This is a genomic window from Spirosoma rhododendri (genome assembly GCF_012849055.1).
Classification (GTDB): Bacteria; Bacteroidota; Bacteroidia; order Cytophagales; family Spirosomataceae; genus Spirosoma; species Spirosoma rhododendri.
The window spans coordinates 4,803,850-4,828,450 of record NZ_CP051677.1 but is presented as its reverse complement, the minus strand read 5'-3'; the positions used below and the strand labels follow the sequence as shown (position 1 = coordinate 4,828,450).

18 protein-coding genes are annotated in these 24,601 nt (G+C 55.8%); 2 read left to right on the top strand and 16 right to left on the bottom strand.

Annotated elements, in window-relative coordinates; translation table 11 throughout:
* Positions 1 to 166: 166 nt before the first annotated feature.
* The 15 genes from HH216_RS20055 to HH216_RS19980 all read right to left on the bottom strand — a co-directional run bounded on the left by HH216_RS20055 (position 167) and on the right by HH216_RS19980 (position 20,380).
* Positions 167 to 1,366, bottom strand: coding sequence for a glycosyltransferase family 4 protein (locus HH216_RS20055; RefSeq protein ID WP_169552422.1), 1,200 nt, complete (start codon positions 1,364 to 1,366; stop codon positions 167 to 169).
* Between the two features lie 25 nt (positions 1,367 to 1,391).
* Entirely contained in the window at positions 1,392 to 2,654 is a 1,263-nt protein-coding gene (locus tag HH216_RS20050; protein WP_169552421.1) for a glycosyltransferase family 4 protein, read from the bottom strand.
* Positions 2,655 to 2,776: 122 nt separating this feature from the next.
* Positions 2,777 to 4,036, bottom strand: a complete 1,260-nt coding sequence (locus tag HH216_RS20045) for a glycosyltransferase family 4 protein (RefSeq protein WP_169552420.1) — start codon at positions 4,034 to 4,036, stop codon at positions 2,777 to 2,779.
* A gap of 65 nt (positions 4,037 to 4,101) precedes the next feature.
* On the bottom strand, positions 4,102 to 4,986 hold the full coding sequence (locus tag HH216_RS20040) for a glycosyltransferase family 2 protein (protein WP_169552419.1): 885 nt from the start codon (positions 4,984 to 4,986) through the stop codon (positions 4,102 to 4,104).
* A gap of 27 nt (positions 4,987 to 5,013) precedes the next feature.
* Positions 5,014 to 6,246 (bottom strand): O-antigen ligase family protein, encoded by a 1,233-nt coding sequence (locus tag HH216_RS20035; RefSeq protein ID WP_169552418.1) that lies wholly within the window; start codon positions 6,244 to 6,246, stop codon positions 5,014 to 5,016.
* Positions 6,243 to 7,409, bottom strand: a complete 1,167-nt coding sequence (locus HH216_RS20030) for a glycosyltransferase family 4 protein (RefSeq protein ID WP_169552417.1) — start codon at positions 7,407 to 7,409, stop codon at positions 6,243 to 6,245. The genes HH216_RS20035 and HH216_RS20030 overlap by 4 nt, the downstream gene beginning before the upstream one ends.
* An 8-nt stretch (positions 7,410 to 7,417) precedes the next feature.
* Positions 7,418 to 7,594: a hypothetical protein gene (locus tag HH216_RS20025; protein ID WP_169552416.1), complete on the bottom strand. Its 177-nt coding sequence runs from the start codon at positions 7,592 to 7,594 to the stop codon at positions 7,418 to 7,420.
* A complete protein-coding gene (locus tag HH216_RS20020) occupies positions 7,573 to 8,325 on the bottom strand; it encodes a glycosyltransferase (protein WP_169552415.1) in 753 nt (250 codons plus the stop codon). Before HH216_RS20020 ends, HH216_RS20025 begins: the two co-directional genes overlap by 22 nt.
* A gap of 104 nt (positions 8,326 to 8,429) precedes the next feature.
* A complete protein-coding gene (locus HH216_RS26215; protein ID WP_254448526.1) occupies positions 8,430 to 10,613 on the bottom strand; it encodes a WecB/TagA/CpsF family glycosyltransferase in 2,184 nt (727 codons plus the stop codon).
* A 26-nt stretch (positions 10,614 to 10,639) separates the two neighbouring features.
* Positions 10,640 to 11,335 carry a sugar transferase gene (locus HH216_RS20005; protein ID WP_169552414.1) on the bottom strand — a complete coding sequence of 232 codons (696 nt, stop codon included), beginning with the start codon at positions 11,333 to 11,335 and terminating at the stop codon, positions 10,640 to 10,642.
* A gap of 73 nt (positions 11,336 to 11,408) precedes the next feature.
* Positions 11,409 to 13,703 carry a GumC family protein gene (locus tag HH216_RS20000; protein ID WP_169552413.1) on the bottom strand — a complete coding sequence of 765 codons (2,295 nt, stop codon included), beginning with the start codon at positions 13,701 to 13,703 and terminating at the stop codon, positions 11,409 to 11,411.
* Positions 13,704 to 13,734: 31 nt separating this feature from the next.
* Positions 13,735 to 14,541, bottom strand: a complete 807-nt coding sequence (locus HH216_RS19995; RefSeq protein ID WP_169552412.1) for a polysaccharide biosynthesis/export family protein — start codon at positions 14,539 to 14,541, stop codon at positions 13,735 to 13,737.
* A gap of 838 nt (positions 14,542 to 15,379) precedes the next feature.
* Positions 15,380 to 18,811 (bottom strand): right-handed parallel beta-helix repeat-containing protein, encoded by a 3,432-nt coding sequence (locus HH216_RS19990; RefSeq protein ID WP_169552411.1) that lies wholly within the window; start codon positions 18,809 to 18,811, stop codon positions 15,380 to 15,382.
* Positions 18,812 to 19,094: 283 nt separating this feature from the next.
* Positions 19,095 to 19,991: a glycosyltransferase family protein gene (locus tag HH216_RS19985; RefSeq protein ID WP_169552410.1), complete on the bottom strand. Its 897-nt coding sequence runs from the start codon at positions 19,989 to 19,991 to the stop codon at positions 19,095 to 19,097.
* Between the two features lie 116 nt (positions 19,992 to 20,107).
* Positions 20,108 to 20,380, bottom strand: a complete 273-nt coding sequence (locus HH216_RS19980; protein WP_169552409.1) for a LytR/AlgR family response regulator transcription factor — start codon at positions 20,378 to 20,380, stop codon at positions 20,108 to 20,110.
* A gap of 692 nt (positions 20,381 to 21,072) precedes the next feature.
* Here HH216_RS19980 and HH216_RS19975 point away from each other — a divergent pair.
* Positions 21,073 to 21,969 (top strand): hypothetical protein, encoded by an 897-nt coding sequence (locus tag HH216_RS19975; RefSeq protein WP_169552408.1) that lies wholly within the window; start codon positions 21,073 to 21,075, stop codon positions 21,967 to 21,969.
* Between the two features lie 332 nt (positions 21,970 to 22,301).
* Here HH216_RS19975 and HH216_RS19970 read toward each other — a convergent pair whose 3' ends face one another.
* Entirely contained in the window at positions 22,302 to 22,538 is a 237-nt protein-coding gene (locus HH216_RS19970; RefSeq protein ID WP_169552407.1) for a WGxxGxxG family protein, read from the bottom strand.
* Positions 22,539 to 23,302: 764 nt separating this feature from the next.
* Between HH216_RS19970 and HH216_RS19965 the strand changes: the two genes are divergently transcribed.
* Positions 23,303 to 24,463, top strand: coding sequence for a cytochrome-c peroxidase (locus tag HH216_RS19965; protein ID WP_169552406.1), 1,161 nt, complete (start codon positions 23,303 to 23,305; stop codon positions 24,461 to 24,463).
* Positions 24,464 to 24,601 lie beyond the last annotated feature (138 nt).

The following is a 24,601-nucleotide window of genomic DNA, read 5'->3' as shown; positions in this document are numbered from 1 at the left end:
GCACCCGCGTGGATAGCGCTGCGGCCCGTCCGGGGTTCTACGTTTATTGTCTGCTCAGCCCGTGAATCCTCCCTGAATATCGCTGAAATTCAGCAAACTACGGAGGGTAACTGTAGGGGCTGGTATTAAGGCTGACCGGGCTACCAACCCGGCCACCAACCCGAAACTAAACAGCCTCGGGAACGGCTCTTGTCGACAACGACTGCTCGTACAACGCCAGATACTGGTCTGTGACCTTCTTCAGATCGAACCGGCTGGCAATGCTGGCACGGGCCTTTTGCCCCAGCGACTGCGCCAGTGCGGGATCGGTCAGCAACCGGTCGACGGCGGCAGCGATGGCGGTGGGGTCCGTCACGTCGACCAGCAGACCGCCCTCACCAACGACCCACGGCACGGCACTGAGCTGACCGGCTACTACCGGTATGCCACAGGCCATAGCCTCGGCGGGCACCATACCAAACGATTCTTCCACCGACGTGTGCAAGACCAGATTACTCTGGGCAATGCCCTGTAGCATGGTCTGGTGGGGCGTCAGGCCAAACAGGCGAACATTCGGAATCGCGTGCTTCCGGCAGAAATCGTCTGCCTGCTTACCCGGTTCAAACGCCGTACCGTAGGCCCACAGCACCGCGTCGGGGTGTCGCTGCTGAACCTGTTTAAACGCCAGCAGCGCTATTTCCAGATTCTTGTGCTTGGCCCAGCCATTCGCAGCCATCGTAATAACCGGGTGATTTGGTTTGATGACTTCGTCGAGCACGGGCATCACGACCGGGTTGGGAACGACCTGTATGCGCGCGGACGTCCAGGGCTGAACCGACCGGGCCGTGTAGGGCGAAACCGCCGTAAACCGGCGTCCCTTGTGAAACACGTACCGGGCCATACCCAGCATAAACAGCCGTTCCAGCGTGGGGATGTACTTCAGAATCAGCCGGGCATTGTCGTGGATGGTAATCAGCGAGTTGGGGTCGTAGGCCATGGCCGCCATCGCGAATTCGTAGGTCCAGTGCCCATGAACGACATCCGGCTTGTACTGCCGGAGAATATTCAGGATGTGCTTCCGCTCGACCCGGAAAAAGTCGGCCGTGCGGCCCAGGCGTTTGCCGTTCAGGCGGAAGATACGCTGGCGGCTGGGGGCCACCACGTACGTCAGGTTACCCTGCTCGTACACAAACGGTGGCTCGTCGTCGTCCAGCATCCGGTCGGTGGTAATGGCCAGTACGCGGTGGCCCTGCCGGAGTAATTCCTGAATGAGGTGGCTAACCAGGGGGGCTTCGGCCCGCCCCTTGGGAAACGTGCGTAAAGTTGCCGGGTCGAGACCAACCAGTAAGTCGTTGGTAGCGATAGGCGCAGCGATAGCAATATACATAACCGAGGTGGCTTGTCGTGTGTAATTAATAACGGGCCGCAGTGGCTTCGTTAACAGGTTCTGGGTTGAGCAGGGGGGCGTAGTACGTGCGTAGCAGGCGGGCGATTTTTTTCTCCCAGCACTGTTCGCGCGCAAAACGAAAGGCGTTGAGGCCCATCTCCAGTCGCTTTTCTTCGTTGTAATACATCCATTCGATGGCTTTGCCCAGCTGCTCGGCTACCGAATCGGGGTCGGTAACTGGCACCCGAATGCCCGTTGAGTCGTCGACGAGCTCGGCCTGCCCGTGCAGGTTTAGTGTTACCACTGGTAGGGTGTAGCCCATCGCTTCCATCAGTTGCCCCGGCCCGGTATCGCGCAGGCTGGTAAAGTAGAACACGTCGGCGTTGGCGTAGTGGGCTTTCAGATCGGTGTAAGGCACCTTGCCGACCCAGGTTACGCGCTTCTCCAGCCCGTACTGCCTGATATACTCGTCCACGTACTGCCCCATCTCTCCGTCGCCGATGATGGTGAAGTGTACCATGCAGGCCGGATCGACTTTGCTAAGGCCGTGCAGCGTCAGTTCAAGCCCTTTACGGGGCATCAGCCGACCTACCCAGATCAGTTCCAGCACCCGGTGCGTCGGCCGGTGGGTCGGCGTGGTCGGAATAAAATTTTTATCGATCCCGCCGAACACTTTGTCGACAGCCTGCCGACGACCGAGTTTATGGATCATCCGGCTGGTATCTTCGTTCCAAGACAGCACGTAGTTGGCCCGGCGTACCGACTCGTAACAGCCCGGATTGAAGCGCAGCATCAGCTTGCTGACGGCCGAGCGAAGTTGCTCTTTCAGCCAGTACTGTTTGAAATAGTGCCGGAACGAGACGGGAGCTTCCTGCCCGCCACCAACGGGCCCGTAGATGAACGGGCAGTTGAGCCGATACAGAAAACTGCCCATTTGCAGGCTCGTGTAGCTCACGTGATGAACCAGGTCGAAGGCTTGCTCTTTGTGCAGGGCCAGGGCAACTTTCGCGGCCGCCCACTGCCAGTAGATGTAGTGGAAATACAGCCCAAACAACCCCTTGTGGTAAGCATTGTCGATCCAGCGCGGAACGGTTACGTACACAAACGTCAGGTTAGGGTTTGGCGAACTGGCCAGTTTCGCTTCGATCTGTTTTTGCCCGATATTCCGCGTGATACACCATACCTTATAGCCATGCTGGCTGATGATTGACGAGTAGTTCCAGCCGTTGCCTTCTTCGGATCCCCGGTCGGGGATGCAGGCGTAGGCTGAGATCAGGATATTTTTCATAAACGTTGGCTTATAGAGAGAGCAGGAACGGCCGACGTCGATACTGCTTCCGGGCAAAAGCGGCTGTCGGCAGTATAGGGTTCAGGTAGGCTGGTATGGAGGAGCGTGCGTCGTGCGGGAAATCAGGAACTGGCGAGCAGGGCCGGTGACTCGGTCAGAACGGAGGGGTAGATACGTTCGGTAAACAAACGAATCTTGGTATCCCAAAGCTGGGTTTTGGCAAACGCGTAGCCCGCCTGACCCATCGCGAGCCGCTCGGCCGGGTGATGATACATCCACTCGATTGCCCTGGCCAGATCGGCCACGACCTGCGCTTCGGTATCGACCGGTACCCGGATGCCGGTCGAGTCGTCGACGAGTTCGGCCTGCCCGTGCAGATTGAGCGTCACCACCGGCAGCGAATACCCCATGGCTTCCAGCAGCTGATGCGGGCAGGAGTCGCGCAGGCTGGTAAAGAAGAACACGTCCGACTGTTCGTAGTAATCCTTCACCTGCTGAAACGTGACGTGCCCAACCCAGTCGACTTTATCGCGAACGTTGTAGCGGTCGAGGTAGCCCGGTACCTGATCGACCATCTCGCCCTTACCACCCACAATCGTCAGCGTAACGGGTACCGACGGATCGACTTGGCCCAGCGCCTGAATGGTCAGTTCGAGTGCTTTGCGGGGCAGCAAACGCCCTACCCAAAGCAGCTTGAGCGTAGCGCCGGGTATGTGCTGAATGGGTTCGGCGGGTAAGAAAGCCGCACTCAGGCTGGCGTCCCAGATGCGCTCGACGGGTGCCGTAGGCCGCAGGGTACGGGCCAGCTGGAGCGTGTCGAGGTTGGTTACAATCAGCTGATCGGCTTTCCGAACCGTGCGGAAGTAAGCGGGGTTGACGTATTCCAGTACTTTGCCGACCACGTCGCGCATCCATTCGCGGTTCCAGAACTCGCCGAAATACCGCTTCATGGACTTAGGAGCCCGCTGCCCACCACCTACGGGGCCAAACACGAAGGGCTTGCCGAGCCGGTACATGAAACTACCCAGCTGAATGCTGCCGTACGACACGTGATGAATCAGGTCGATAGGCTCCGTCTGATCCAGCGTTTTCGCCAGCTGCGCAGCCGTCCACTGCCAGTAGATGTAATGAAAATACATCCCCGTGAGTCCCTTGTTGCAAAACGTGTTGACCCAATCGGGCACGTGCACGTAGTGGACGGTCAGGTTGGGAAACTGCCCATCCGCCAGAATTGGGTCGATGATGGCCTGCCCGTCTTTTTTGGTCAGGCAGTGAACCCGGTAGCCCTGTTGACTCAACGTCGATGCATAAGTCCAGCCGGTTCCTTCTTCGGAACCTTGACCGGGGATGCAGGCATAAGCCGAAATCAATATTGTTTTCATAACGGTCGACTGGATTGGCGTTGCCGCTGATGCTGAATGTGGACGACGAACTACGAAACGGTCTGCTAACCGACCCGGCTCATCCGAATTTTGCGCAGCAGAAAACCAGCGCAGATCCGGCCAATGTCGAAGCAGAAATACAGGTGCTTGGTGCGCGAGTGTTCAATCGCGAAGTTGTACCGGACGGTCAGGTTAGTGGGCGACTTGATCGAGGTAAAGCTGTTAATGAACTGCTTGAACGTCAGTCCTTTCTCGACCTGAATGCCCGTTGCCCGGACAATTTCGTAGACGATGCTTTTGGCGTCGACAATGAGTCGGTACCCCGCTTTCCGGGCCCGGATCGAAAACTCGATGTCGGCCATGTAGTGGGCGTACTTCTCGGCGTTAAACAGCCCGACTTTAGCGAACACCTCCATCGGAATCAGCGTACCCCGGCCTGGTAGCGACTGCGACTCAACGTGGTCGGCCTTGCTGATCAGGTTTGCGTAGCTGTACTGATAATCTTCCGCGAGGTGACGCCCCCCGGCGGTGTACAGCTCAAAAGCCGACCCGGCGTATTCGAGCCGTTCAGGATTCTCGCTGTCGACACTGACCGACCCGATCAGGCAGGGCTTGTGGGCCTGCCAGGCGTTGAGCATCGATTGCAGGTAGTCCGGCTGTACGATGGTGTCGTCGTTCAGCGTCAGTACAAAGTGCGGGCCGTCGCCGTCGGTCTGCTTCATGGCGTAGCGGATACCGACGTTCGTAGCTTCGGTCCACCACAGGTTGCCATCGCCTTTGATGAGCACAACCTCGGGGAATTCTGTTTCGATCATGAGATCGGTACCGTCTGTCGAGCCGTCATCAACGACGATGATTCGGAAGTCGCGGTACGTCTGCGCCATCAGGCAGTTGAGACACTGCCGGGTGTAGTCGAGACGGTTGTGGACGGGAATTACGACACTAATCATAGGAGCGTGAGAACGTAAAGTAGGTAATTAATCGGCTGGCTGAAGCGCGTGTTCGTGTTCGTCTTCGTGCAGTTCCGGTACGGTAAACCGGTGCGCGGGCCGTTGCAGGCCGTAGAACATACCCATGCCGACCAGGCCCCAGTAGTAGACCGGAAGCTGGTAGGAAACGCCGTAGATCAGCCCGCCCGCTATAAAGCCAAACAGCACCAGCTGCTCGGTCGTATACAGTTGTTTCCGGCGGTAGATGGTAGCCAGCGTACCCAGAATAAGCAGCAGGTTGATCGCCAGTCCTACGGCACCGTAGTTGTACAGCTGATCGACGTATTGCGAGTGAATGATGGTCCCTTTTTCGGGGAAATCTTCGTGGCGCATCACTTCCCCGCGGTCGTAGCCGTCGTAGCGCCAGCCCAGAAGCGGGCGTTCAGGTACCAGCGCCATGTAGTGCTGCGACTGCTCCAGCCGCCAGCTGCCGGTATTGTCTTCTTTGGGGTCCAGAATGCCGTTGATGCTTTCCATAAAGGCATCGAACTTCTTATCCGAGAGCATCCCCGCCAGCGGAGTCGACAGGCTGACGACCACAATGAAGAACATAAACGTGCGACCCACCGGAAACCCTTTTTCCGACGATTTACTCATCAGCATCAGGCCTGTAACCACCCCGGCCGCGATGACCGCCGTTGAAATAACCGACCGGTGCAGCAGGATAACGATGAACAGAAAAACGGCCAGCGACGAAAACAGCGAAATGAGCTTGTGCTCCCTGTAGTACTGAACCAGAAAATACAGGAACGGCACAACCAGATACAGGGCTTCGGGGGCCGTTGTGGTGCGGCTCTCCGACGACAGCGAATACGTGTAAATCTGCCCCAGCAGAATCTGATTGACGAAAAACAGCACCAGTACCAGATAGCCGATGTACTCGAACCGGATCGGGCCCGATCGTTTGGCCGCGTAGTAGGCCGTCATGGCCAGCGCGCAGTAGACAAACCGTTTGATTACGAAATACGAGTAAACGTACTGACCGTATTCGTACTTCGATTCTAGTAGCAGCAGAATGGCACCGATGAAAATGGGCCATGCCATGATCTTGTAAAAGCGGGGCAGGTCGAAGAAGCAGATGACCAGTGAAACCAGCCCGACCAACGCCATGCCGCTCGTTACTTTGTCGAGCACGGGGTGCAGCGAGTCGCCACCGTAGGTCAGCGGGCTCAGGCCAAACAGGATCATGAAGAGCGCGAAGCGAAATAGCCAGATCGTCATGACAATACAGGAATTGGGGCCGGAGCCGGTGAGGACTCACTGCCGGTTAGCTGTTGGTAATAGGCCAGTAATTCGGCGAGGTTGCGCTGGTGGTTAAACACCCGGTCGGCGTAGGCCGCCTGCTGCTCGGCTATCTGCTGCCGCCGGTCAGCGTCGGCATAGGCCAGCAGTTCGTCTGCCAGTTCGGGGGCTGTCTTCCACGCGAGCAGGCCCAGCCCGTTGGGTACCATCTCCGGGATGCCGCCCGATGGCAGGGCTACCACCGGCACACCAACCGCCATTGCTTCGATCAGGGCGTAGGGGCAGTTGTCGTTGAGGGCCGTATGCACGTATAGATCGCTCTGCGCCACCAGCTCCCAGGGGGCCGACTGCCGCCCGTAAAACGTTACGTGGCCGGAAAGCTGCCACTGCTCGGCGAGGGCTTCGTACTCCGCCCGTTTAGGGCCGTCGCCGATCAGCCAGATCCGAAAATCCGGCTTACCCCGCAGCAGTAGTTCGCGCCCGATAGCCAGCAGCAGTTGCTGATTTTTCCGTTCGTCGAGGTAGCCAACATTGCTGATTATCAGAGGACCCTCGCCGGTATCGTGCCGACGGGGGGTGTAGGCCAGCTGAACCGAGTTACGCAGCACCCGCTTGTCGATGGTCGCGGGCAGAAACTGCTTCGAAGACGTGTAGGCGTAGTTCGAGACAAACACATAGTGGCGGATATGCGAGAACAGGTACACGTACCAGTTCGTAAGAACGCGCTTAACCCGCGGACCCAGCGAAAACACACTGACCAGTTCGCTCACCGGATCGTCGTTAAAGTGACACGTCAGCACGACCGGTACCGACGAGTCGAGGGCCAGCCGGGCAGCCGCGCCCGAGCGGGGGTCCTGCGCGTGAATCAGTTCGATACCAGTGTTTTTAAGCCGACGCGCAGCCAGATAGACCCCGGTGAAGTAAGCGAACTCGTCGTAGAAGGCCGCAAACGTGCCGCCCAGCGGACGCATCAGCCGCTTGGCAAGGCCGAGAAATTTGCGCCAGCCAACGGGCGTACTGCCTGCATCGATTACCTGCACACCAACACCATTGGCCATCAGGTCGCGGGTCAGCGTTTGGGTATACGTGACCACGCCCGAGGGCGAGTTGGTTGCCAGATAGGTTGCAATCAGTACGTTCATCGGAGTGCTTATTTGTTCATGAACTGATAGAGCCGCAGGGTGTAAATCGTGTTGGGCCGCTTGCGGAAGTTGTTGAGCAGGCTGTCGGATGCCGCTTCACCGTAGAGCATAAAGTTGTAGAACCGGTTTTTGCGCTTCGTGGCCAGCTGGCTGAACGTGGCTTTCATCGACCAGAACATAAACATGATAAAGCCGTACTTGTCGCCGTGGGCGTTCTGAAACACGCGCCGTTCGTTGCGGATGCGGTAGTAGTTTTTCCACGCGCCCGGCCAGGGGATGCCATCCCGATCGACGGAGGGGGGTGGAACAGCAGCGACGTCGGGACGGTGACTACGGGGAAGTGATTTTTCATCGCCCGCGTCATGTACTCCACTTCGTCGCCCCAGATAAACAGCTTCTTGTCGGGGACACCAATCGCCTTAATCACTTCCGAACTAATCAGCGTACCGTTGAAGAGCGACGCCACCCCGTAGATGAGGTCGTATCCGTCCATATCCGACACCCGCTGATAATCTTTGTTGTTCTGGCGGACGAAGAAGGCCAGCTCTTCGTGGTTCTTCACGTTGATCGACACGCAGTTCTTGATACCCGGTCCGATGTTAGGCGACTCGACCAGGTTTTTCAGCGCATCGGGGGTTGGGACGCAGTCGTCGTCCATGCACCAGATTTCGTCGTAACCGTCGTTGTAGGCCCGCTCAATACCCGTGGCAAACCCACCGGCTCCGCCCAGATTGGCCTGCGTAACGACCGTCAGGTCCGGCTGTTGGGCCAGCCATTCATCCGTCCCATCATTGCTGCCGTTGTTGATGACGTACACGGCGTTGGGCTGATGGGTTTGCTCCCGAATGCACGACACGCACACTTTCAGGTCGCTGAGCCGGTTGTACGTAACGATTAAGGTTGCTATTGTTTTCATAACTCTTGAGGGTGCATCAATGTCGCCCGGCTGGGCCGCGATGCAGGTCATGTGGCGATTGCATAACTGGTTATCGGTTTATGGTGCGGGTTTAGTAAGGGGGATTAGTGACGGCCGGGTAGTCGTTTCGACAGGACGTGCAGGCGGTCTTTGGTAAAGGCAATGGCTTCGGTAAGGGCCGAAAGCTGAACAACTTCGATCTTTTGCGACCGGAGGTATATGTACATCGCGATGGTGATGCACCCCTCCGTGATGACCCACGCCCAGGCCGCGCCGATGTGCCCGGAGGTCTTGATAAGCAGCATGTTCAGCGTCAGTCCGATAACGGAGCCCATGGCGGTAATGGCGAAAAAGGCTTTGTCCATCCGCAGGTTCAGCATCGTGTGCAGGCCCAGCAGATTACTAATGCCAATGGCGAGCGGCAGCAGGGAAACGATACGCAGAATCGTGATGGCGTCGCGGAAAGCGTCCCCGTAAAACAGCGTGATAAAAAACGGCGCGATGACCCACAGACCCAGCGAAATAACGCCCATAAACGCGGCCAGGGGAAAGAACGTTGTCCGAACCAGTCGCAGCCCCTGCTCGCGGCTGCGCCCGAAGGCGTTGGCCACAATGGGGAAAAACGCCTGATTCAGGGCGATACCGGCAAACGCCCGGCTGATGCTTTCCAGCCGCGTACCGGCCGCGAAGATGCCCACGTTGTAGGCATTGCTCAGCAGCCCCAGCAGAAACACGTTGGACCCGGCGTAGAGCGTGATGGTCAGCGACGAGAAAAACAGGGTGCGGTCGTCGATGAATCGTTGCTTGAGGTTCGTCCAGAGCGGCCAGCTGATCGTCAGGTTATAGCGCCGGATGGCTACCACCAGCGCCACCACACTGACCAGCACCTGCGCCACGCTCATCGACAGATTCTGGTAGATGTAATCGCCCGGTTGCCGGATCAGTACAAAAACCGACAGCGAAAACAGCACTTTGACGATCAGGTTGAACAGGGCTACGCGGCTCAAATCTTCCATGCCCTGATAGAGCCACAGCGGAAACAGCACTACCCCGATACAGGTCAGGTACGTGCAGGCATGCAGCACCCACTGCTCCCGAAACTCAGGAACAGCGATGACGATACCGGCAAACAGCACCGTCGACAGGATCCAGAGCAGCACCTTACCCGCCAGTACTTCACAAAAAACCCGGTTAACCTCGGCTTTGTCGGTTCGGTTGGCCGCGATATTCCGCACCGCAGCCATGTCGAAGCCGTAATTGATGACAAGGTTGAAGTAGGCAATAAACGCTAGTGAGAAATTGAGCAGCCCCAGCCGCTCCGGCCCAATAATCCGCACCACATAAGGCACGGTAAGCAGCGGCAGCAGCATGTTGGCGAGCTGCACGCTGAACAACGACGCTACGTTGACGACAAAGCGCTTGACGACCGACGGTGGTGCGTCGGTTTGTGGTTCGTGGATAGTATGTATTTCTTCGGTGGTCATTCGTAGATAGGAACAGAGCAGGGAAAGTACCCTGCCTGAAGCGTTAGGCGTGCGACGAGCGGGGGGCGTCAGGGCTTCTTTCAGGTTAAGCAGAATAAACAGGGGCACCACGCGCAGGTAGCGACTCGCCAACCGCCGGGGCTCCATCATCAGCCGGAAAAACCACTCCATCGACAGCCGCTGAATCCAGCGGGGGGCCTGCGCCACCCGGTTGGTGTGAAAGTCGAAAGCCGCGCCGACCGTAACCAGAAAATTGACGTCGACCAGCTTGGCCAGCCGGGCGGCAAACCGCTCCTGCTTGGGGCTACCCAGCCCGACCCAGACGATATTGGCACCCGACTGATTGATAGTGTCGGCCAGCTCCCGCAGTTCGGTGTCGGTCATCTCGCGAAACGGGGGGCAGTACGTACCCACAACCTTGTCGTTGCCGAATTTGCTACTGACGGCTGCTTTCAGCTCGTCGGCAACGCCTTCCTTACCCCCGCAGAAAAAGTGGGTCACGTTTTGGTTGGCCCCTTGCGACAGTACCAGCTTGAAAAAGTCGGGCCCGTAGCAGCGGGTCATCTGCTCGGCGCCCTTCCAGCGGCCCAGCCATACGCTCGGCATACCGTCGGGCAGCACCCAGTAGAACGAGTCGAGCAGCGCTTTAAACTCCGGCTTTTTGTAGGCCGTCACCAGCCCGTGGGCGTCGGTAGCACTGATGCAGTGACTGTGGCGGGGCTGGGTCGTTGCGCACTGATCCAGACAGCCCTGCACGGCCGAGTCAAGACCGGCGTCGTACAGATTGATTCCAAGAACGTTCATGAGTTGGGGTAGTTAGAGACTGGGTATCAACGGGCATTCCGATTGCCGTTCAGGGCGGCTTTCACCGTCCACCAGCAGATTTTCATATCGAGTCGCGACGACTGTCGGCGGATGTACAGGTGATCGTACCGCACGCGTCCCTTCATTTTGTAGAGCACGTCGGTTTCGCCCCGTGCGCCCCGCGCCTGTGCCAGTCCGGTAATGCCCGGCCGCACCGTATAGCGATCCTTATAGCCCGGCATCGAGTGCCAGTATTTGGCGTCGAGCGGAATGGGGTGGGGGCGGGGCCCAACCACGCTCATGTGGCCCAGCAGCACGTTGAGAAACTGGGGCATCTCGTCCAGATTGCTCCGGCGCAGGATGTGGCCCAGGCGCGTTACCCGTACATCGTTGACTGTTACCTGCTTGAACTCCGCATTCGGCGCGTGAGTCATCGTGCGGAATTTGAAGCAGCGAAACGGCTTACCGTCGCGGCCGGTACGCATCTGCACAAACAGAATCGGCCCGCGCGAGGAAAGCTTTATCAGCAAGCCGATCAGCGGGATCAGCCAGATCAGCACGGTAATGGAGACGACACCCGCTATTGCCAGATCAAACACCCGTTTTTCCAGGTTTCGCAAATCGGTGCGGGTTAGGGTGCGGCCAGCTTTACGCGAGCTTATGCGTACGTTCGCCTGATCTTTCTGAGGTGCTTTACTCAGATGCGTATACGTGGTCGACATAGCAAGTGTGGTTAACAGAATGACAAAGTGAGAGAGACGTGGTTGAGTAAGTCACGTAGGAGGTTGTACCGGGCTACCGGTACGAATAGCTGTTTTTGTACTGGTGGCTATAGTGGTAGGAGTTGCCCCGCTCTACAGCGTTCAGCACGATGCTGAGGTTTTGGAACCGCTGCTCCCGGTGCAGGTTGTCCAGAATCTTCAGGCAGTGCTTGGGGGTCAGGCCGTGACGAACGACGAACAGCGTCGAATCGGCCATGGGAGCCAGCAACTGAGCGTCGGTTACAATCCCGATCGGCGGAGCATCGACCATGATGTAGCGGAACCGTTCGCGCAGCGTGGCCATCAGCGTCCGCACTTCCATCCCGCTGAGCAGTTCAGACGGGTTCGGGGGCAGCGGCCCGCTCGGAATGATGAAGTAGTTGGGGTGGCCCGGCACGGGTTGCAGAATCTCGTCGAGCGTGGCTTCGCCGTTGAGGTAGTTGCTCAGCCCCACACTGTTGTCGATGCCAAATACCTGATGCAGCCGGGGCATGCGCAGGTCCATCTCCAGAATCACGGTCGGCTGCTTGAGCATCGCCATGCTGGCACCCAGGTTGAGCGACACAAACGATTTGCCTTCACCGCTGATACTCGACGTAAACAGGATAACCTGACTGGCGGTAAGGTCCGGATTGCCGATCTGTAGGTTGGTGCGGATGGTTCGAATCTGCTCGGCAATGACCGACTGGGTATTCTGCCCAACCACCATAACGTCGCGCTTCCGCTTGTTCATCACCTCGCCCAGAATCGGGACGTGGGTCATGTCCTCCACGTCGAGTCGGCGGGTCACTTTGGTATTAACGGCGTTCCGACCGGCGATCAGGGCCGTTGGCACCAACAGACCAACCAGTCCGAACAGGGCGTACATCACGGCACCGACGGGCTTGATGGGTGCACCACCGGCGGTCGGTGGGTCGACAACCCGGCTGTCGGCCTGCGTAGCGGCAAACAGCACGGCCAGCTCTTCCCGCTTTTTCAGCAGGTAGGTGTACAGATCGTTTTTGATGCCCTGCTGCCGGGTGATGTTGACCAGCGCCCGCTCCTGCTGCGGAATCGACCGGATCGACGACTCAACTTCCTGACTCTTGCTGGTGTACTCGCGCTGCGAATTTTGCAGCTGACTCTTCATCGTTTCGATGTTCTGGCTGATGTTCGCCTTCGTGCTTTTAATCTGATTATCAAGCGATACCAGCATCGGATTTTCTTCCGATGTAGTGGCTGCTTTCTCTTCGCGCTTCAGTTCCAGGTCCGACAGTTGGTTGATCTGCCCCAGCAGGGTTGCATCGGTAAGGCCCACGGTAGCGGGGGTGCTGCTGCGCTTGTTCGATGAGTTGTTGATAAACTTCTGAAGGTCGTTGAGCGACGCCAGCTGGATGTTTACCTGATTGATCTGCGCGTCGTTCTGCCGGGCCGTTTCGACCAGCGCCGACGCCTGCGTGCTCAGGTCAGTGATCCCCTTGCTCGACTTATACGACTCAACATCGCGCTCCACCGACGACAGTTCGCCCGACACCATCCGCAGCCGTTCTTCCACGAACCGCAGGGTGCTGGCAGCCACCTTGTTTTTGTCGACAACAGCCGCTTGGTTGTATTCCTGAATCAGCCCGCCCAGAATAGCTTCCCCTTTTTCGGGTACGGCGTCATCAAGCGTCAGATCGATCACCGTCGATGTTTTGCTGGTTGGTTCAGCCTTCAGCTTGCCCAGATACGTACCGATGGCCGCTGCGCGGGGCATCGCCTGTAAAAAGACGCTTTCCGTCGTATCGCTGACCGGCCGCCGGGTTACCACCCGCAACTGACCGTAGGGGGTCGTGATCGACTGGTTGAGCGGATAATCTTTGGCGTCGATCCGAACCGTTTTGTCATTGACGAAGTCCAGTTCAACCGGCTTTTTGTACACCGCGTCGTTACCTTTTTCGACCATTACCAGCACCGGCGATGCGCTGAAGATTTCGCGCTTGCCAAACGAGGTCTGCCGCAGGTACTTCGAGGTCAGGTTAAGGTTGTCGACCACCTGCCCCATCAGCGACGATGATTTCAGCACTTCCAGCTCGTTCTCGACTACTTTCTTCGGCGAGTAGGTTTCCAGCTCTTTCAGCGGGTTGCTTTGCTCGCTGCCCCGCTTTTCATCCTGAAGCAGCAGGCTGGCTTTGGTGCGATAAATGGGCTGCTGGTAAAGCAGATACACATACGCACCCGCCAGCGCTACCGCCAGCGACAGCACAAACCAGGGCCACCGTTTGAAAAAAGGTTGCAGATGAACCATCGCCGACGTGCTGTTTGGCTCGACGACCTGGTAAGGGATATATGATTGAGAAGATTTAGCCATAGTATTGAGTAAATGATGTCTGATTGGTCGGCTAGGGCCGGGTGGCGATAATGGCGATGATAGACAGGATGCCGGTTACGAGCGGAGCGACCAGATAAACTCGGTCGACACTGGTGGCGCGGGCCTTACCCGGTTCGATGTACACGATATCGTTGGGGCGCAGCGAGTAGTACGGTGATTTGAACGTTTCGCGCCGGGTCATATCCAGGCGGGCGAATACGCGTTTGTCGCCTTCCTCGCGAATCACCAGCACATTGTCGCGTCGGCCGTAGATCGTCAGGTCACCCGCAAGGCCCAGCGCTTCGGGCAGCGTAATCTGTTCGTTGGGGATGGTGAACAGCGAGGGTCGGGCCACTTCGCCCAGCACCGAGATGCGGAAGTTGGTATTCCGCACGATAACCGTTGGTTCTTTTAGGTAAATTTTCAGCTTGCTGGCAATCAGGTCACTAGCAGCTGCATTGGTGAGCCCGGCCACCGTTAGCTGACCGATCAGCGGTAGTCTAATGCTGCCGTCGGGGGCTACCAGATAGCCTGTTTGTCGGGCAAGTGGGTTCGTTGCTGCGTTAATGGGTGCGTTATTGTCGGCCACCGCTGCCGGGTTGAAGTAGTTTGAAGCCTCAGCGTTCAGGCTGCTTACCTGAACCGACAGCATATCTCCTTTTCGGATAGTAGGAACATAGGTCGATGCTACGGTGAGCGTGTCATCAAGGGGGCTGGCCGATTGGAAGTAAGCCAGCTTTCTTACGGGGGTACAGCTACTGATCAGAACCAGGCAACCCAGCAGGGCCACCACATAGTTACCAAGTCGTCTGCTGCTATTTTTACACGTACTAATCATCAACTAATCAAGCTTAAGTTGTAGGGGTGATGGTGGAGACTAAGGCGGAAAACAAGCAATTGATGCCTGCGGAGAGCTGCATAAAGCCTATCCGTCAGTATCGGAATTGCAATGACCGTTTACTCAGAATAAATAATTGACGAAGCCGGTAGAATCAGGTTGTTAGCTGACTTTCTTTTGAGAATCAGATTGACTTTTTCTACGTAGCGATAAACTGGTACAGACCTTGCTTCTGATTAATAAATCCGACTCAATTAGTGAGTCAGACGAAGGCATTCTATAAGTACGGCGAGCGAAAGAAACAATCCATTTTATCGGACATTCCCTACATCAAATATCACGTATAAGCCGGGTTGGGTGGTCTGATTTGGGGCTAATGTGATCTATTGGTTTAGTAGATTAATTAAACATAAAATTTATCTGATCTGAATAATTCTGAAATTATTGATCCTACTAGTTTAGGTGTATAGACTATTGGTAAACTATATAATATACTTTTTTGAACTTATAATATGACTTTTGTGGCTAATACCCGATAAGACATTTATTGATGAAACCGTCCTTTCTGAGTGAGTGGTTATATGAATTTATATCAAACAATGAAATTGTTATATCATTAAAACAGCAGTGATTTATCCGGCTGGTATTTTGACAAATCTGCGTCAATTAAATCCCAAGACCGATCAGTAAACAACCAATTGGTGTTTTATAAACTGAGCAGTTAAAAATAGAATTATTCTCGGATTTGAATCTGGCATAACTTGCTTAATTTATCGGTCCTAAATGCATTTGGGCACAGCATACGTATGCTGTGCCCAAATGCATTTAGGACCGATAATTAGAATACGCGCAGTGAAAGCTGGGTCTGATCGTCTTCCCCGTTGGTGTAACCATTAGCGGGGGTAGAGTCAATATCCGGCGTCTGACAGCTGAATACTTCGGCATTTGTAATCCACGTACCCGTCTGAATGACCCTGGCGCGGAACCAGACTGTTTGCTGACTGCCCGTGGGTAGGTTACTGAGACTGGTCGTCAGGGTTGCGCCGGCGTTGGTCCAGTTCTGGCCATCAACGAGTTGCAGGCCCGCCGGAAGCTGGTAGCGTAGCTGAACCGGCCCCGAAGCACTCCCGCCCGTATTGGCGACGGTCAGGCTTAGACTAACGATGTCGCCTAGTGCTGCCGCCGTTTTGTCGATGCTGGTCGCTACTGACAGGTCCGTGTAAGAACTGTTTGGCGCGGGCTGGTTGGATACGACGGCGGGGAGCGGAAGCTGACTGGGGTTGGGCGATTCAAACAGCGTGCTGATTTCCTCATCCGTGCGTGAATCAATCACGGCGGTATCGTCTTCGCCATCGGCCGTGCCCGAGTTCGGCGAACTGTCGGGATCGGGAAGGGGCGAATAACTAATCTGGGCTGCCACCCGGTAGCAACCCGGCTGCTTCGGACTTACGGTGATTGTAAACGTCGTGTCGCTGCCCGCATCCAGGTAGTAGGCGGAGCCCGTCAGTAAACCGTCCTGATACGTCATGCCTGGTGCGGCTACAAGCGTGAGGTTTGCCGGTAGCCGACAACTCCATTGCACCCGCCCCGTCAGCGGGGTACGGTCTTCATTACGCAGCGTGATCTGTATCGTTTGCTGACTACCCAAACGAACCATCCGGGTTCTGGTGCACATGCGCAGCGACAGGTCAACGGGGCCCTGCCCGGTCATGGGAGTGCTGCTGCGCATCAGTACAACCGACGAAAATGGACTGACCTGTACTGTTTGGCTGGTCGATTGTACGGAAGGGCTGTTGGTTTGCAGCGTGGTGGCGCTGGAGCGTCCACCGTTTCTGTACAGGTTGTTCAGCTGAATCAGGCTGTCGCGGGTGGTCGGGTTATACGCCAGATAGATCGAATCGGACGGGCTGGCAACCGACAGGTCGACTTCGTTGATACTGACGTTGTCGAACCAGACGGTCTGGCCGTTTTCCGCCAGCTGGGTTACCAGCAGAGCAGTAGGCTCGTTGTCGGTGGCGGTGAATGCCATCTCATAATGCTGCCGATCGGCACCGATCCAGACCATTTTACGGCTGCTCAGGTCGCGGTAGCCGCCGTCGCGCTGCCGAAGAAAAAACGGTATCTTCTGCCCGGCTCCCGACCCGATCGCGTCGAATCGAAGCAGGTACTGTTTGCCTTTCGTGACGGTGCCCACGTTGACAAACGCATAAAGAAACGAGTCGCGCTGCCCCGACGAACCCGTAAACCCAACGCGCAGGCAGTTGCCGTCGAGCTTACCCGACCGGTCCTGCACGACCTGCGTATTGTTGTTGGGCCCCCAGCTCGACCAGTCGCCGTTGTTGGTGTCGAACGTTTGGTTCAGGCGCGTCGCTCCCAACCGCGTCACCGTGTAATTGCGGTACGTAATGGGGCTGTTCGTCGAGGCAAGGTCCTGCCCCGATTGCGTTTGCCACTCGCCCAGCGTCAGGTCGTTACCGATGATAGAGCCATTGACTCCTTTCACCGCCCGAATCTTGACCAGATCATCGAACGGGCGGGCGTAGGTGTTTTTGTTGAACGTACCATAACTGGCCAGATCGTCAGACAGCGACTCGTAGGCGGCTACCAGCTGCGTAGCGGTCTTGCTGACGAACAGGTTGCTTTGCACGGTATTGCTGCGCGCCGGGCACCCGCCGTTGTTGTGCGAAATCTTAAACTGCCCTTCTCCATTGTCGATGCTGGTGTTACCGCTTACGGTCGTGTTGTTGGTGGCGTGCAGAAAGATGCCCAGCCCGGCGCACCCGAATACGGTATTGGCTTTTACGTCGATGTTGTAAGTGCAGTCGTCGAGGTAGATGCCATTGGCCCCCGAATAAGCACCGCCGGGCGTACCGGCGGCTGCGCCCGTGCCGCCATACACGATATTCGACAGGATGCGGTTGTTGCTCATGGCCAGTTTGTTGCCATTCCAAACGTAGATACCACCCCCGTCGCTCTTGGTCAGGCAGAAATTGGAAATGATGTTGCGCTGAATCAGGGCATTGTTGACGAAGCAGATACCGTTGAAGCCGAGGCTGTCGAGCACGTTGTCTTCCAGCAGTAACCCCCCCGATCCGGACGACAGAATCCCGACCGACTGTCCGTCGCCACTGCGCCCGCGACCGGCCTGTACGCCAACGGCCCGCACCGTGCTGCGCCGAATCGTAACGTTCTGGTAAGGGCCTGTGGTTATGCCGTTGTTATTGACGTTGTCGAGCTGAACGTCCTGGATTAGCACGTTGCTGCCGCTGCCTTCAACGTACACGCCATCCTCCCCGCCGTTGCTGACCCGGAGGCCCGTCAGGGTTAGCCCCGTTGCGTTGGTGGCGCGCAGGTTGGTTTTGCGGGCCTGTATCAGGTGGATATTCTGCACCGTCACGTAGTTAGCTGTGATGAGCAGGGCTTCGTCGAAAGCCGTCGCCGTAACGGCACCCGAAGCCGGCTTCTCCGTCGCGTACAGCTGAATGGTTTTGGCGTTTGGGTCGTAGTACCACTCGCCGTTCTGATCGAGGGTAGCCGGGTGATTCTGAATGAAATAACCCCAGCCGTCGGCCAGATTGTAGTTCGTGTTGTTTGTGAGTGACAGCGTGTTGCCGTTCTGGCCGGTGATTATTGCCCGATCCAGAATCCACTGTACGGGCCTGACCACGGCTTCGGCTCCCGTCCAGTTGGTCGTCAGCGGTTGCTGGCTGGTCAGCTGGGTTTTGCCACTGTGCGACTGAATGGTCAGGTAGCCTTTGTTGCTGTCGTTCGGGTTAGGGAATCGACCGAGCGGTAGCTGTCCGTCGTCGCGGAAGAGGGCCGTCACCCGGCTGCCGCAGCTGGGGCAGGGGGCCTGCCACCGGTTGGTGCCCACCTGGGTCCAATCCGTCAGGGGCAGTGCCCCGGTGATGCGCGGGGGCTGGCCGGTGCCGTAGGCGTCGACGCGGATGGGTTGCGTGGGCGAACCGGCCTGGCGGATGGTGAGCGTACCGGTGAAGGTGTCGCCCCGCCGGAAGAGGATGGCGTCACCGGCTTTGAGGGTGAGGCTGTTGATTTTATTCAGCGTTTGAAACGGGACATCCGACGACTGGCCGGTGTTGGTATCGCTCCCGGTGCTGGCTATGTAGTACGTGGTCTGCGCAAAGGTGTCGGCGGAAGCGAACAGCAGGCTACATACCAGCGTCAGCCAGCCAACGGGCCGACTAGCCGAATAGAAACGGGTGTTTAGGAGCGTGGGGAAACGGTGAATCCGGGCGTTTGACAATCCCATCGTATCGAGCAAAATCAGTAAGTATGGTCACGGTGCGTTCTTGGGATGGGTTAGCTGCATCGACCACGCTAATGCAGGATTAGTGAAGTCGGGTAAATTTGCGATTGCATTAAGTATACCAAATCCATAATAAATAAATAAAATAGATAAATTAATCGGCTTGTGATCGACAGTGTCAATCGCACAGCGCTACGAAACAAAACGGCCCGGCCCGCTCGGAGCGACTACGAAGAGCAGTCGTTCTGAACGGGCCGGGCCCTGGATCAGTGTTGTTGGGAGAATACTAGCGCATACCCGCGTAGGTTTTCAGCTTGTTGAAAATGCGCGTAGGTATGCTGTATTTGTTCAGCGTCTGCCGATGATAGTACGGCGTTGGTTCGATGTTGTCGGTCAGCGTGAATGTCCGCCGGGTGCCATCATCGAGTTGAGTTTTGTACCGGTTGTAGATGTTGGTGTGGGTGGCCTGATCGCCGAAGCCGATGTTCTGCACCTTCGAAACGGTCGGGTACACGCTCAGCCCGTCGGCCATGAACCGGTTGAAGCAGAAGCGGATATCCCAGGCGTCGGAGCGGCCTTCCATCTGATCCTGTAGCATCTTGACCAGATCGGAGCCGCCCTGCATAAACGCTTTTTGCTGCTGCCGGTCGTGGGCAAAGGCCGGATAGTCGGCCATGTCCCAGTCGATCGACTGCCAGCGGTCGCGCCAGGTGGCCCAGCCCCAGGGGCTGTGCCGCGGAATCAGGTAAGTGTCCGTCGTGTGGTCGGCGGGCTGCTTAAACGGAAACGTGTAGCCCGCGATCGAGTACACCCGTTTGTGCGGCTCGTACTGAACCAGCGCCTGATTCATATAGTCGAGGAAGTTGGGCGACGTAATCAGGTCGTCCTCCACGATGATAGCCGTTGGGTACCGGTCGAGCACGTAGGAGATGCCCCGGATAATGGAATCGGCACAGCCAATATTCTGCTTCGCGTAGTCCCGGTAAATCGACTTGAAACCCGTTATACCGTCCATTACCTCGTGAACAGCGGCAACACCGGGCTCGTCGGTTGGGCGTTTGGGGGCGTCAACAAAAATAAACAGGTCACTTTCCGGAGCCAGATAATTGGCCTTGAGTGCTTTTACTGTGGCTTTCAACTCGTCCGGACGTTTGTAGCCGAACAGAACAATTGGAGCAGGCATAATGGAAAAGCGGGTAAGCACACTACCTGACTAACACAGCACCGGAGACGAGCTATGGGTCGCCGGGGCTGCGGTCTGGCAGAAGAATAATTGACTGGATAGGTCCAGTCAGCGGTTTACTGAACAGCTTTGAGCTGCGTGTCGGTGTAGGTCAGGCGGCTGCGCGATACGGGCAGAATTTTGCCGTTGTGGAGCTGCACCCAGCCGGCCCGGCTTTTGCGCTGCTTGAATTCGCGCACGTACATTGGATTGACAATAGCTGACCGATGGACCCGGATAAAATCGAGTTTCTGATCGAACCACTGGAGGGGATGCGTAACGAGCGTAAAGCTACCGTCCCGGTAATGGACACGTGTGTAATTGGCTTCGCCTTCAAGCCAGACAATCATGTCAACAGGTGTGGGCTGCCTGTGCGCAGGTAGTTGAACTGTAATCATAGCGCTTCGTTGTTTTTGAAGATATGGGTATTATGTACCACGCAGGCGTCGCTACCGTATAAACGATAAACGTCGATTGCAACAGAGTGGGAAAATCTTTAAAACAGCTACGGCTAGTTGACGGCATCATACCGTTGGGCGATATGAGTTACGTCGTCAATGTTGTACAAATATTTAGCGGAATAAAATGAAATACACAATACGCGACCGTATTATTATCTACCGTGTCTGTAGTGTAAGTAAACCGGAGTAAGGGGCGTTATTCTTGTTTGTTAGCTGTAGTTTATCGCTTGTTTCCAGATATGAACTTATGTAAACAATGATACAGTACTTTTCTAACGGTCGATACTACTTATTCGATAAATACCCATTTGTACAGTTAATTCATATTTCGTGGCAAAATGAATTAACAAACTGTAGGGGCAGTGTCATCAAAATTGGATAATTACTCAATTTATTGGTATTGAGTAATTTAAGGTGTGCTTACCCATAAGATAAGCATTCGTGTAAGCGTACCGGTGCCGATAGAAATGCTTGTATCTTCGTAAGGAATTCGCAAAAAAGCTGTTACCACTATACCACGTTACTAAAAAAAACGAGGGCCAGATTCTATCGCTGAAAAGGGGTGGTGTAACGATATACGTATGAAAACTTCTGAATTGACGATAAGTGAGCAGGCATTGACGTTTGCCAGGACCGTACCCGGAAAGCCCGTTTTCCTAGTGCTGCGTGTCGCAACCAACGAGTCAGACACACAGATAACGGCGTCTACCAGCCTGCCTGATGTGTTTCAGCTTGCCACCGACAAGCGTCCAATCTTCGGATCGGCAGTGACGTTGGTGCCGGAACCGGCGGGAACGTACATACATATACGATATCAGCCAGCACGATCGGGCGTACACGAGGGCGAACTACTGCTTCAATCACCAACGAGCACCCAGACCGTGACGCTAACCGGTCGATGCACCCGCCTGGCGACGGACGATACCCGCACGAATAAAGCGTTGACCCGCACGGTTGGCCCAGCCCGATCCAAAACCGCATTTGGTCGGCTCGGGGCTACCGTAGCCGGATTGGCCGTTGCGATCGGTCTGTTGTATACGGGTATTACTTACCGCTGTCAGCTGGCTCCGTCGCTCTGCCGGGAAGAGCCGGTCGTTGGTCAACAGGCGGAGCTCGTAGCGCCAGTGGTGGAAGCGCCCGTTGCAGCCGCGCCGGTTGTCGATGTGGCACGCGAAACACGGACAACGCCGGCAAAATCGGTGCCTGCGCCGGTTCGCCAGCAAAGCGAAGACCCAGCTACGGCGCAGGCACCCCGACCGGTAACGCGTCGCAGCCAGTCGGTAGCCGCCAGCGAGTCGAAAGAAGCCGCCACTGCTGGCACATCAGCACCGGGTCGGTCGGAGCGCGCGGCCGAAGCCAAAGTAGAGCGGACCGTAAAACGGCAGGCTGAATTGCCCCGTCCGGTTAAACCGGCCACTGAGGAGAGTGATCTGGAGCGCGAACTAAACGGTCGCAGTAATCAGGACGTACCGCTGTAAACCATGCCGGGTTTATAAGCAGCAGTGAACACAAACATGAATCACCCCAGTCTGTCTCCGTGAGTAAACGAAGATAGGCTGGGGTGATTCGTGTTATAAACAGGCCCAAAGAATCATCTGTCAGGGCTGGAAAGGAAAATTGATTCGTGAGTGCGGTAATTGACGTCGAAGCGGCCTTCGCTACCGATGACGTTCACAAGTGGGTGTCTGCTTTAAATTGAAAGTAGAACGCTTGCGGGATGAGTACCTGCTATTTGCTAGTCTTGTTTGATCATCCGACAGTCTGTTTGTGTTAGTGATTATTTACAAGAGAAAGAGTCGGTTGAACCGGTTCATTGAGGCTCGTTTTCCCATTTCTGGCGGCCCCGGCGCAATCCTAATAGCCCGATGAGGCCCAGCAAACCAACCACGCCGATATTCGGCAGATTCGATCTGTCGCTCTCTGAATCGTTGTCATCAGCGGCATGGTACCCGTTATCTTGGGAATTGGTCTGGGCGAAGGTGGGAGTCATTATCCACAGCGTGGTACTCAGGGTCATTGCCAGACCGACAACCATCAGTACATTCATTCGACCGGCTGGTCTACCGCTGCCTGACCGTCGATTTGACAACCGATCTGGCCCTACCACGCCCACTGCGCCCAGCAGACCGAACAAGCCAACCCAGCCCAGCATCGTCTCGTGGTCTTCATTGTCTCGCTAGGACGTTTTGACGGATTGCTCGCCATCATAGCCGTGGTCGGTTTGTGCCCAAACGGGGGCTTGCGCTGTCAGGAGTAAGCTCAGGACGAGTGCGCGAATAAGAGTCAGCATTTTTTTCATTTTAGTCGGGTTTAAAAGGGTAATGTGATATCTCTTTTGGCTCCGGGACGAAGCCCAATACGTACATGTCAGCGGTAATCAACGTACCCAATTGTGTTTCCTTGACCAGGACCAGCTTCGTCAGCAGATCCACCCCAATCCCGAGTACACCGAAAATGACGTGGCATGGATACACTCAATCAGAAACTTCGAGTAGTCAGGGCGGATCGTTAAAATCAGTTTACGGCGTTTGTGCGGTTCGTCGAACTGGGCCGTTTGTTTTAAATCGATTTCGTTTGATCTAACATGGTCGTTTGTATTGAAGCCATACTCTTCACGTTTAAGTGAGGAAATGGTTTGCCAGACCCCATGGCCGGATCATAGCCTTAGTCAGGGGGTGTATTTCTCATTCTCATAGGTCTCCACTGAAGTAAAGGCACTGGCCAACAATAGATTGAGTAGTGTGCTCAGACAATCTGACGAGGAATTAATTTGAGAAATGACTAGTTGTTTGTACTCAATCAGCCCCTGTGATGCGTAAAAAGCTACTGGCCTTGTTTACGGTACTTATTTTTTCGGTCGTCGTTATCCAGGCCTGTACAAAAGAGGACCCCACTACGACCATAACGCCCACAGTAAGCACACCCGTCCAGGCCCTTACGGTTGCCAACTCAATTACCAATGATACGGCGCTGCTGGGTCAGGCTCTGTTTTGGGACCCAATCCTGTCGGGCAGTAAAGACATTGCCTGTGCTACCTGCCACCATCCCAATAATGCGTATACCGATGGCCTAGACCTGCCTTTGGGTACCAATGCTGTCGGTTACGGGCAAAACCGTCGCTTTCTGAAGCCCAACGACGTGCCGTTAACCAGACGAAATACGCAGACCATACTCAATGCAGCGTTCAATGGCATGGATGTGAGTGGAAGTTATGAGCCGTCGACCGCGCCCATGTTCTGGGATTCCCGCCTAAAAAGCCTCGAAAATCAGTGGATTGACCCGCTGACTACGTTTGAGGAAATGCGTGGCCATGCCTACACAGAGGCTGTTACGCTGGACAGTCTGGTGGCCCGGTTGACAAAAATCCCTGAGTACCGACAACTGTTTCAGACCGCCTTTGGCAGTAATCAGGCCATCACGGCGGCTAACATCGGGAAAGCTATTTCGGCGTTCGAGCGCACCCTGGTTGCTATAAATTCGCCCTATGACCGCTATCAGAAGGGGGATAAAACGGCGCTGACTGCTCAGCAAATTCAGGGGATGCTGATCTTCAAGGACGAAGGCTGTAACATCTGCCATTCGGGACCGATGTTTTCCGACTATAAACTGCACATCATGTCGGTGCCCGACAATACGCAACTGACCAGTTCTGACGCAGGCGCGGTGGGGAGCTATGCGTTCCGAACGCCCTCGCTGCGAAATGTTGGGCTGACGTTTCCGTACATGCACAATGGGGTTTTTCAGACGCTGAAGCAGGTACTGAAGTTTTATGACGACATCGGGGAGCCTATTTCGCAAAATCCACATGTGCCGGCGAAGCAATTGGACGCAAACATCCAGCGAATTGCGCTGCTCCCCGCTGACCAGGATAATCTAATTGCGTTCCTGAACGCCCTGACCGATCCTGCTTTCGACAAGTACATCCCCGCACGTGTGCCCAGCGGCCTTAATCCGGGTGGCAATATCCGTTAGGTAGACTCATTTAAAGAGCAATGTGGGTGTTTCGCTCCGCACACCAATCGTTTTTTCGCTGACTGCCGTTAGTTAAGTTAATTATTCCGACCGGTCGCGTTGTAAGGCCGACGTTTACACGTGTACGTTCGCTCAATA

Excerpts from the sequence above, each read along its gene's own strand:
- HH216_RS19985 (WP_169552410.1), bottom strand. The coding sequence starts at position 19,991 with ATGCCTGCTCCAATTGTTCTGTTCGGCTACAAACGTCCGGACGAGTTG.
- HH216_RS20005 (WP_169552414.1), bottom strand. The coding sequence starts at position 11,335 with ATGTCGACCACGTATACGCATCTGAGTAAAGCACCTCAGAAAGATCAG.
- HH216_RS20035 (WP_169552418.1), bottom strand. The coding sequence starts at position 6,246 with ATGACGATCTGGCTATTTCGCTTCGCGCTCTTCATGATCCTGTTTGGC.
- HH216_RS26215 (WP_254448526.1), bottom strand. The coding sequence starts at position 10,613 with ATGAACGTTCTTGGAATCAATCTGTACGACGCCGGTCTTGACTCGGCC.
- HH216_RS19970 (WP_169552407.1), bottom strand. The coding sequence starts at position 22,538 with ATGAATGTACTGATGGTTGTCGGTCTGGCAATGACCCTGAGTACCACG.
- HH216_RS19980 (WP_169552409.1), bottom strand. The coding sequence starts at position 20,380 with ATGATTGTCTGGCTTGAAGGCGAAGCCAATTACACACGTGTCCATTAC.
- HH216_RS20030 (WP_169552417.1), bottom strand. The coding sequence starts at position 7,409 with ATGAACGTACTGATTGCAACCTATCTGGCAACCAACTCGCCCTCGGGC.
- HH216_RS19975 (WP_169552408.1), top strand. The coding sequence starts at position 21,073 with ATGAAAACTTCTGAATTGACGATAAGTGAGCAGGCATTGACGTTTGCC.
- HH216_RS19995 (WP_169552412.1), bottom strand. The coding sequence starts at position 14,541 with ATGATTAGTACGTGTAAAAATAGCAGCAGACGACTTGGTAACTATGTG.
- HH216_RS19990 (WP_169552411.1), bottom strand. The coding sequence starts at position 18,811 with ATGGGATTGTCAAACGCCCGGATTCACCGTTTCCCCACGCTCCTAAAC.
- HH216_RS20055 (WP_169552422.1), bottom strand. The coding sequence starts at position 1,366 with ATGTATATTGCTATCGCTGCGCCTATCGCTACCAACGACTTACTGGTT.
- HH216_RS20000 (WP_169552413.1), bottom strand. The coding sequence starts at position 13,703 with ATGGCTAAATCTTCTCAATCATATATCCCTTACCAGGTCGTCGAGCCA.
- HH216_RS20040 (WP_169552419.1), bottom strand. The coding sequence starts at position 4,986 with ATGATTAGTGTCGTAATTCCCGTCCACAACCGTCTCGACTACACCCGG.
- HH216_RS20045 (WP_169552420.1), bottom strand. The coding sequence starts at position 4,036 with ATGAAAACAATATTGATTTCGGCTTATGCCTGCATCCCCGGTCAAGGT.
- HH216_RS20025 (WP_169552416.1), bottom strand. The coding sequence starts at position 7,594 with ATGTTTATGTTCTGGTCGATGAAAGCCACGTTCAGCCAGCTGGCCACG.
- HH216_RS19965 (WP_169552406.1), top strand. The coding sequence starts at position 23,303 with ATGCGTAAAAAGCTACTGGCCTTGTTTACGGTACTTATTTTTTCGGTC.
- HH216_RS20020 (WP_169552415.1), bottom strand. The coding sequence starts at position 8,325 with ATGAAAACAATAGCAACCTTAATCGTTACGTACAACCGGCTCAGCGAC.
- HH216_RS20050 (WP_169552421.1), bottom strand. The coding sequence starts at position 2,654 with ATGAAAAATATCCTGATCTCAGCCTACGCCTGCATCCCCGACCGGGGA.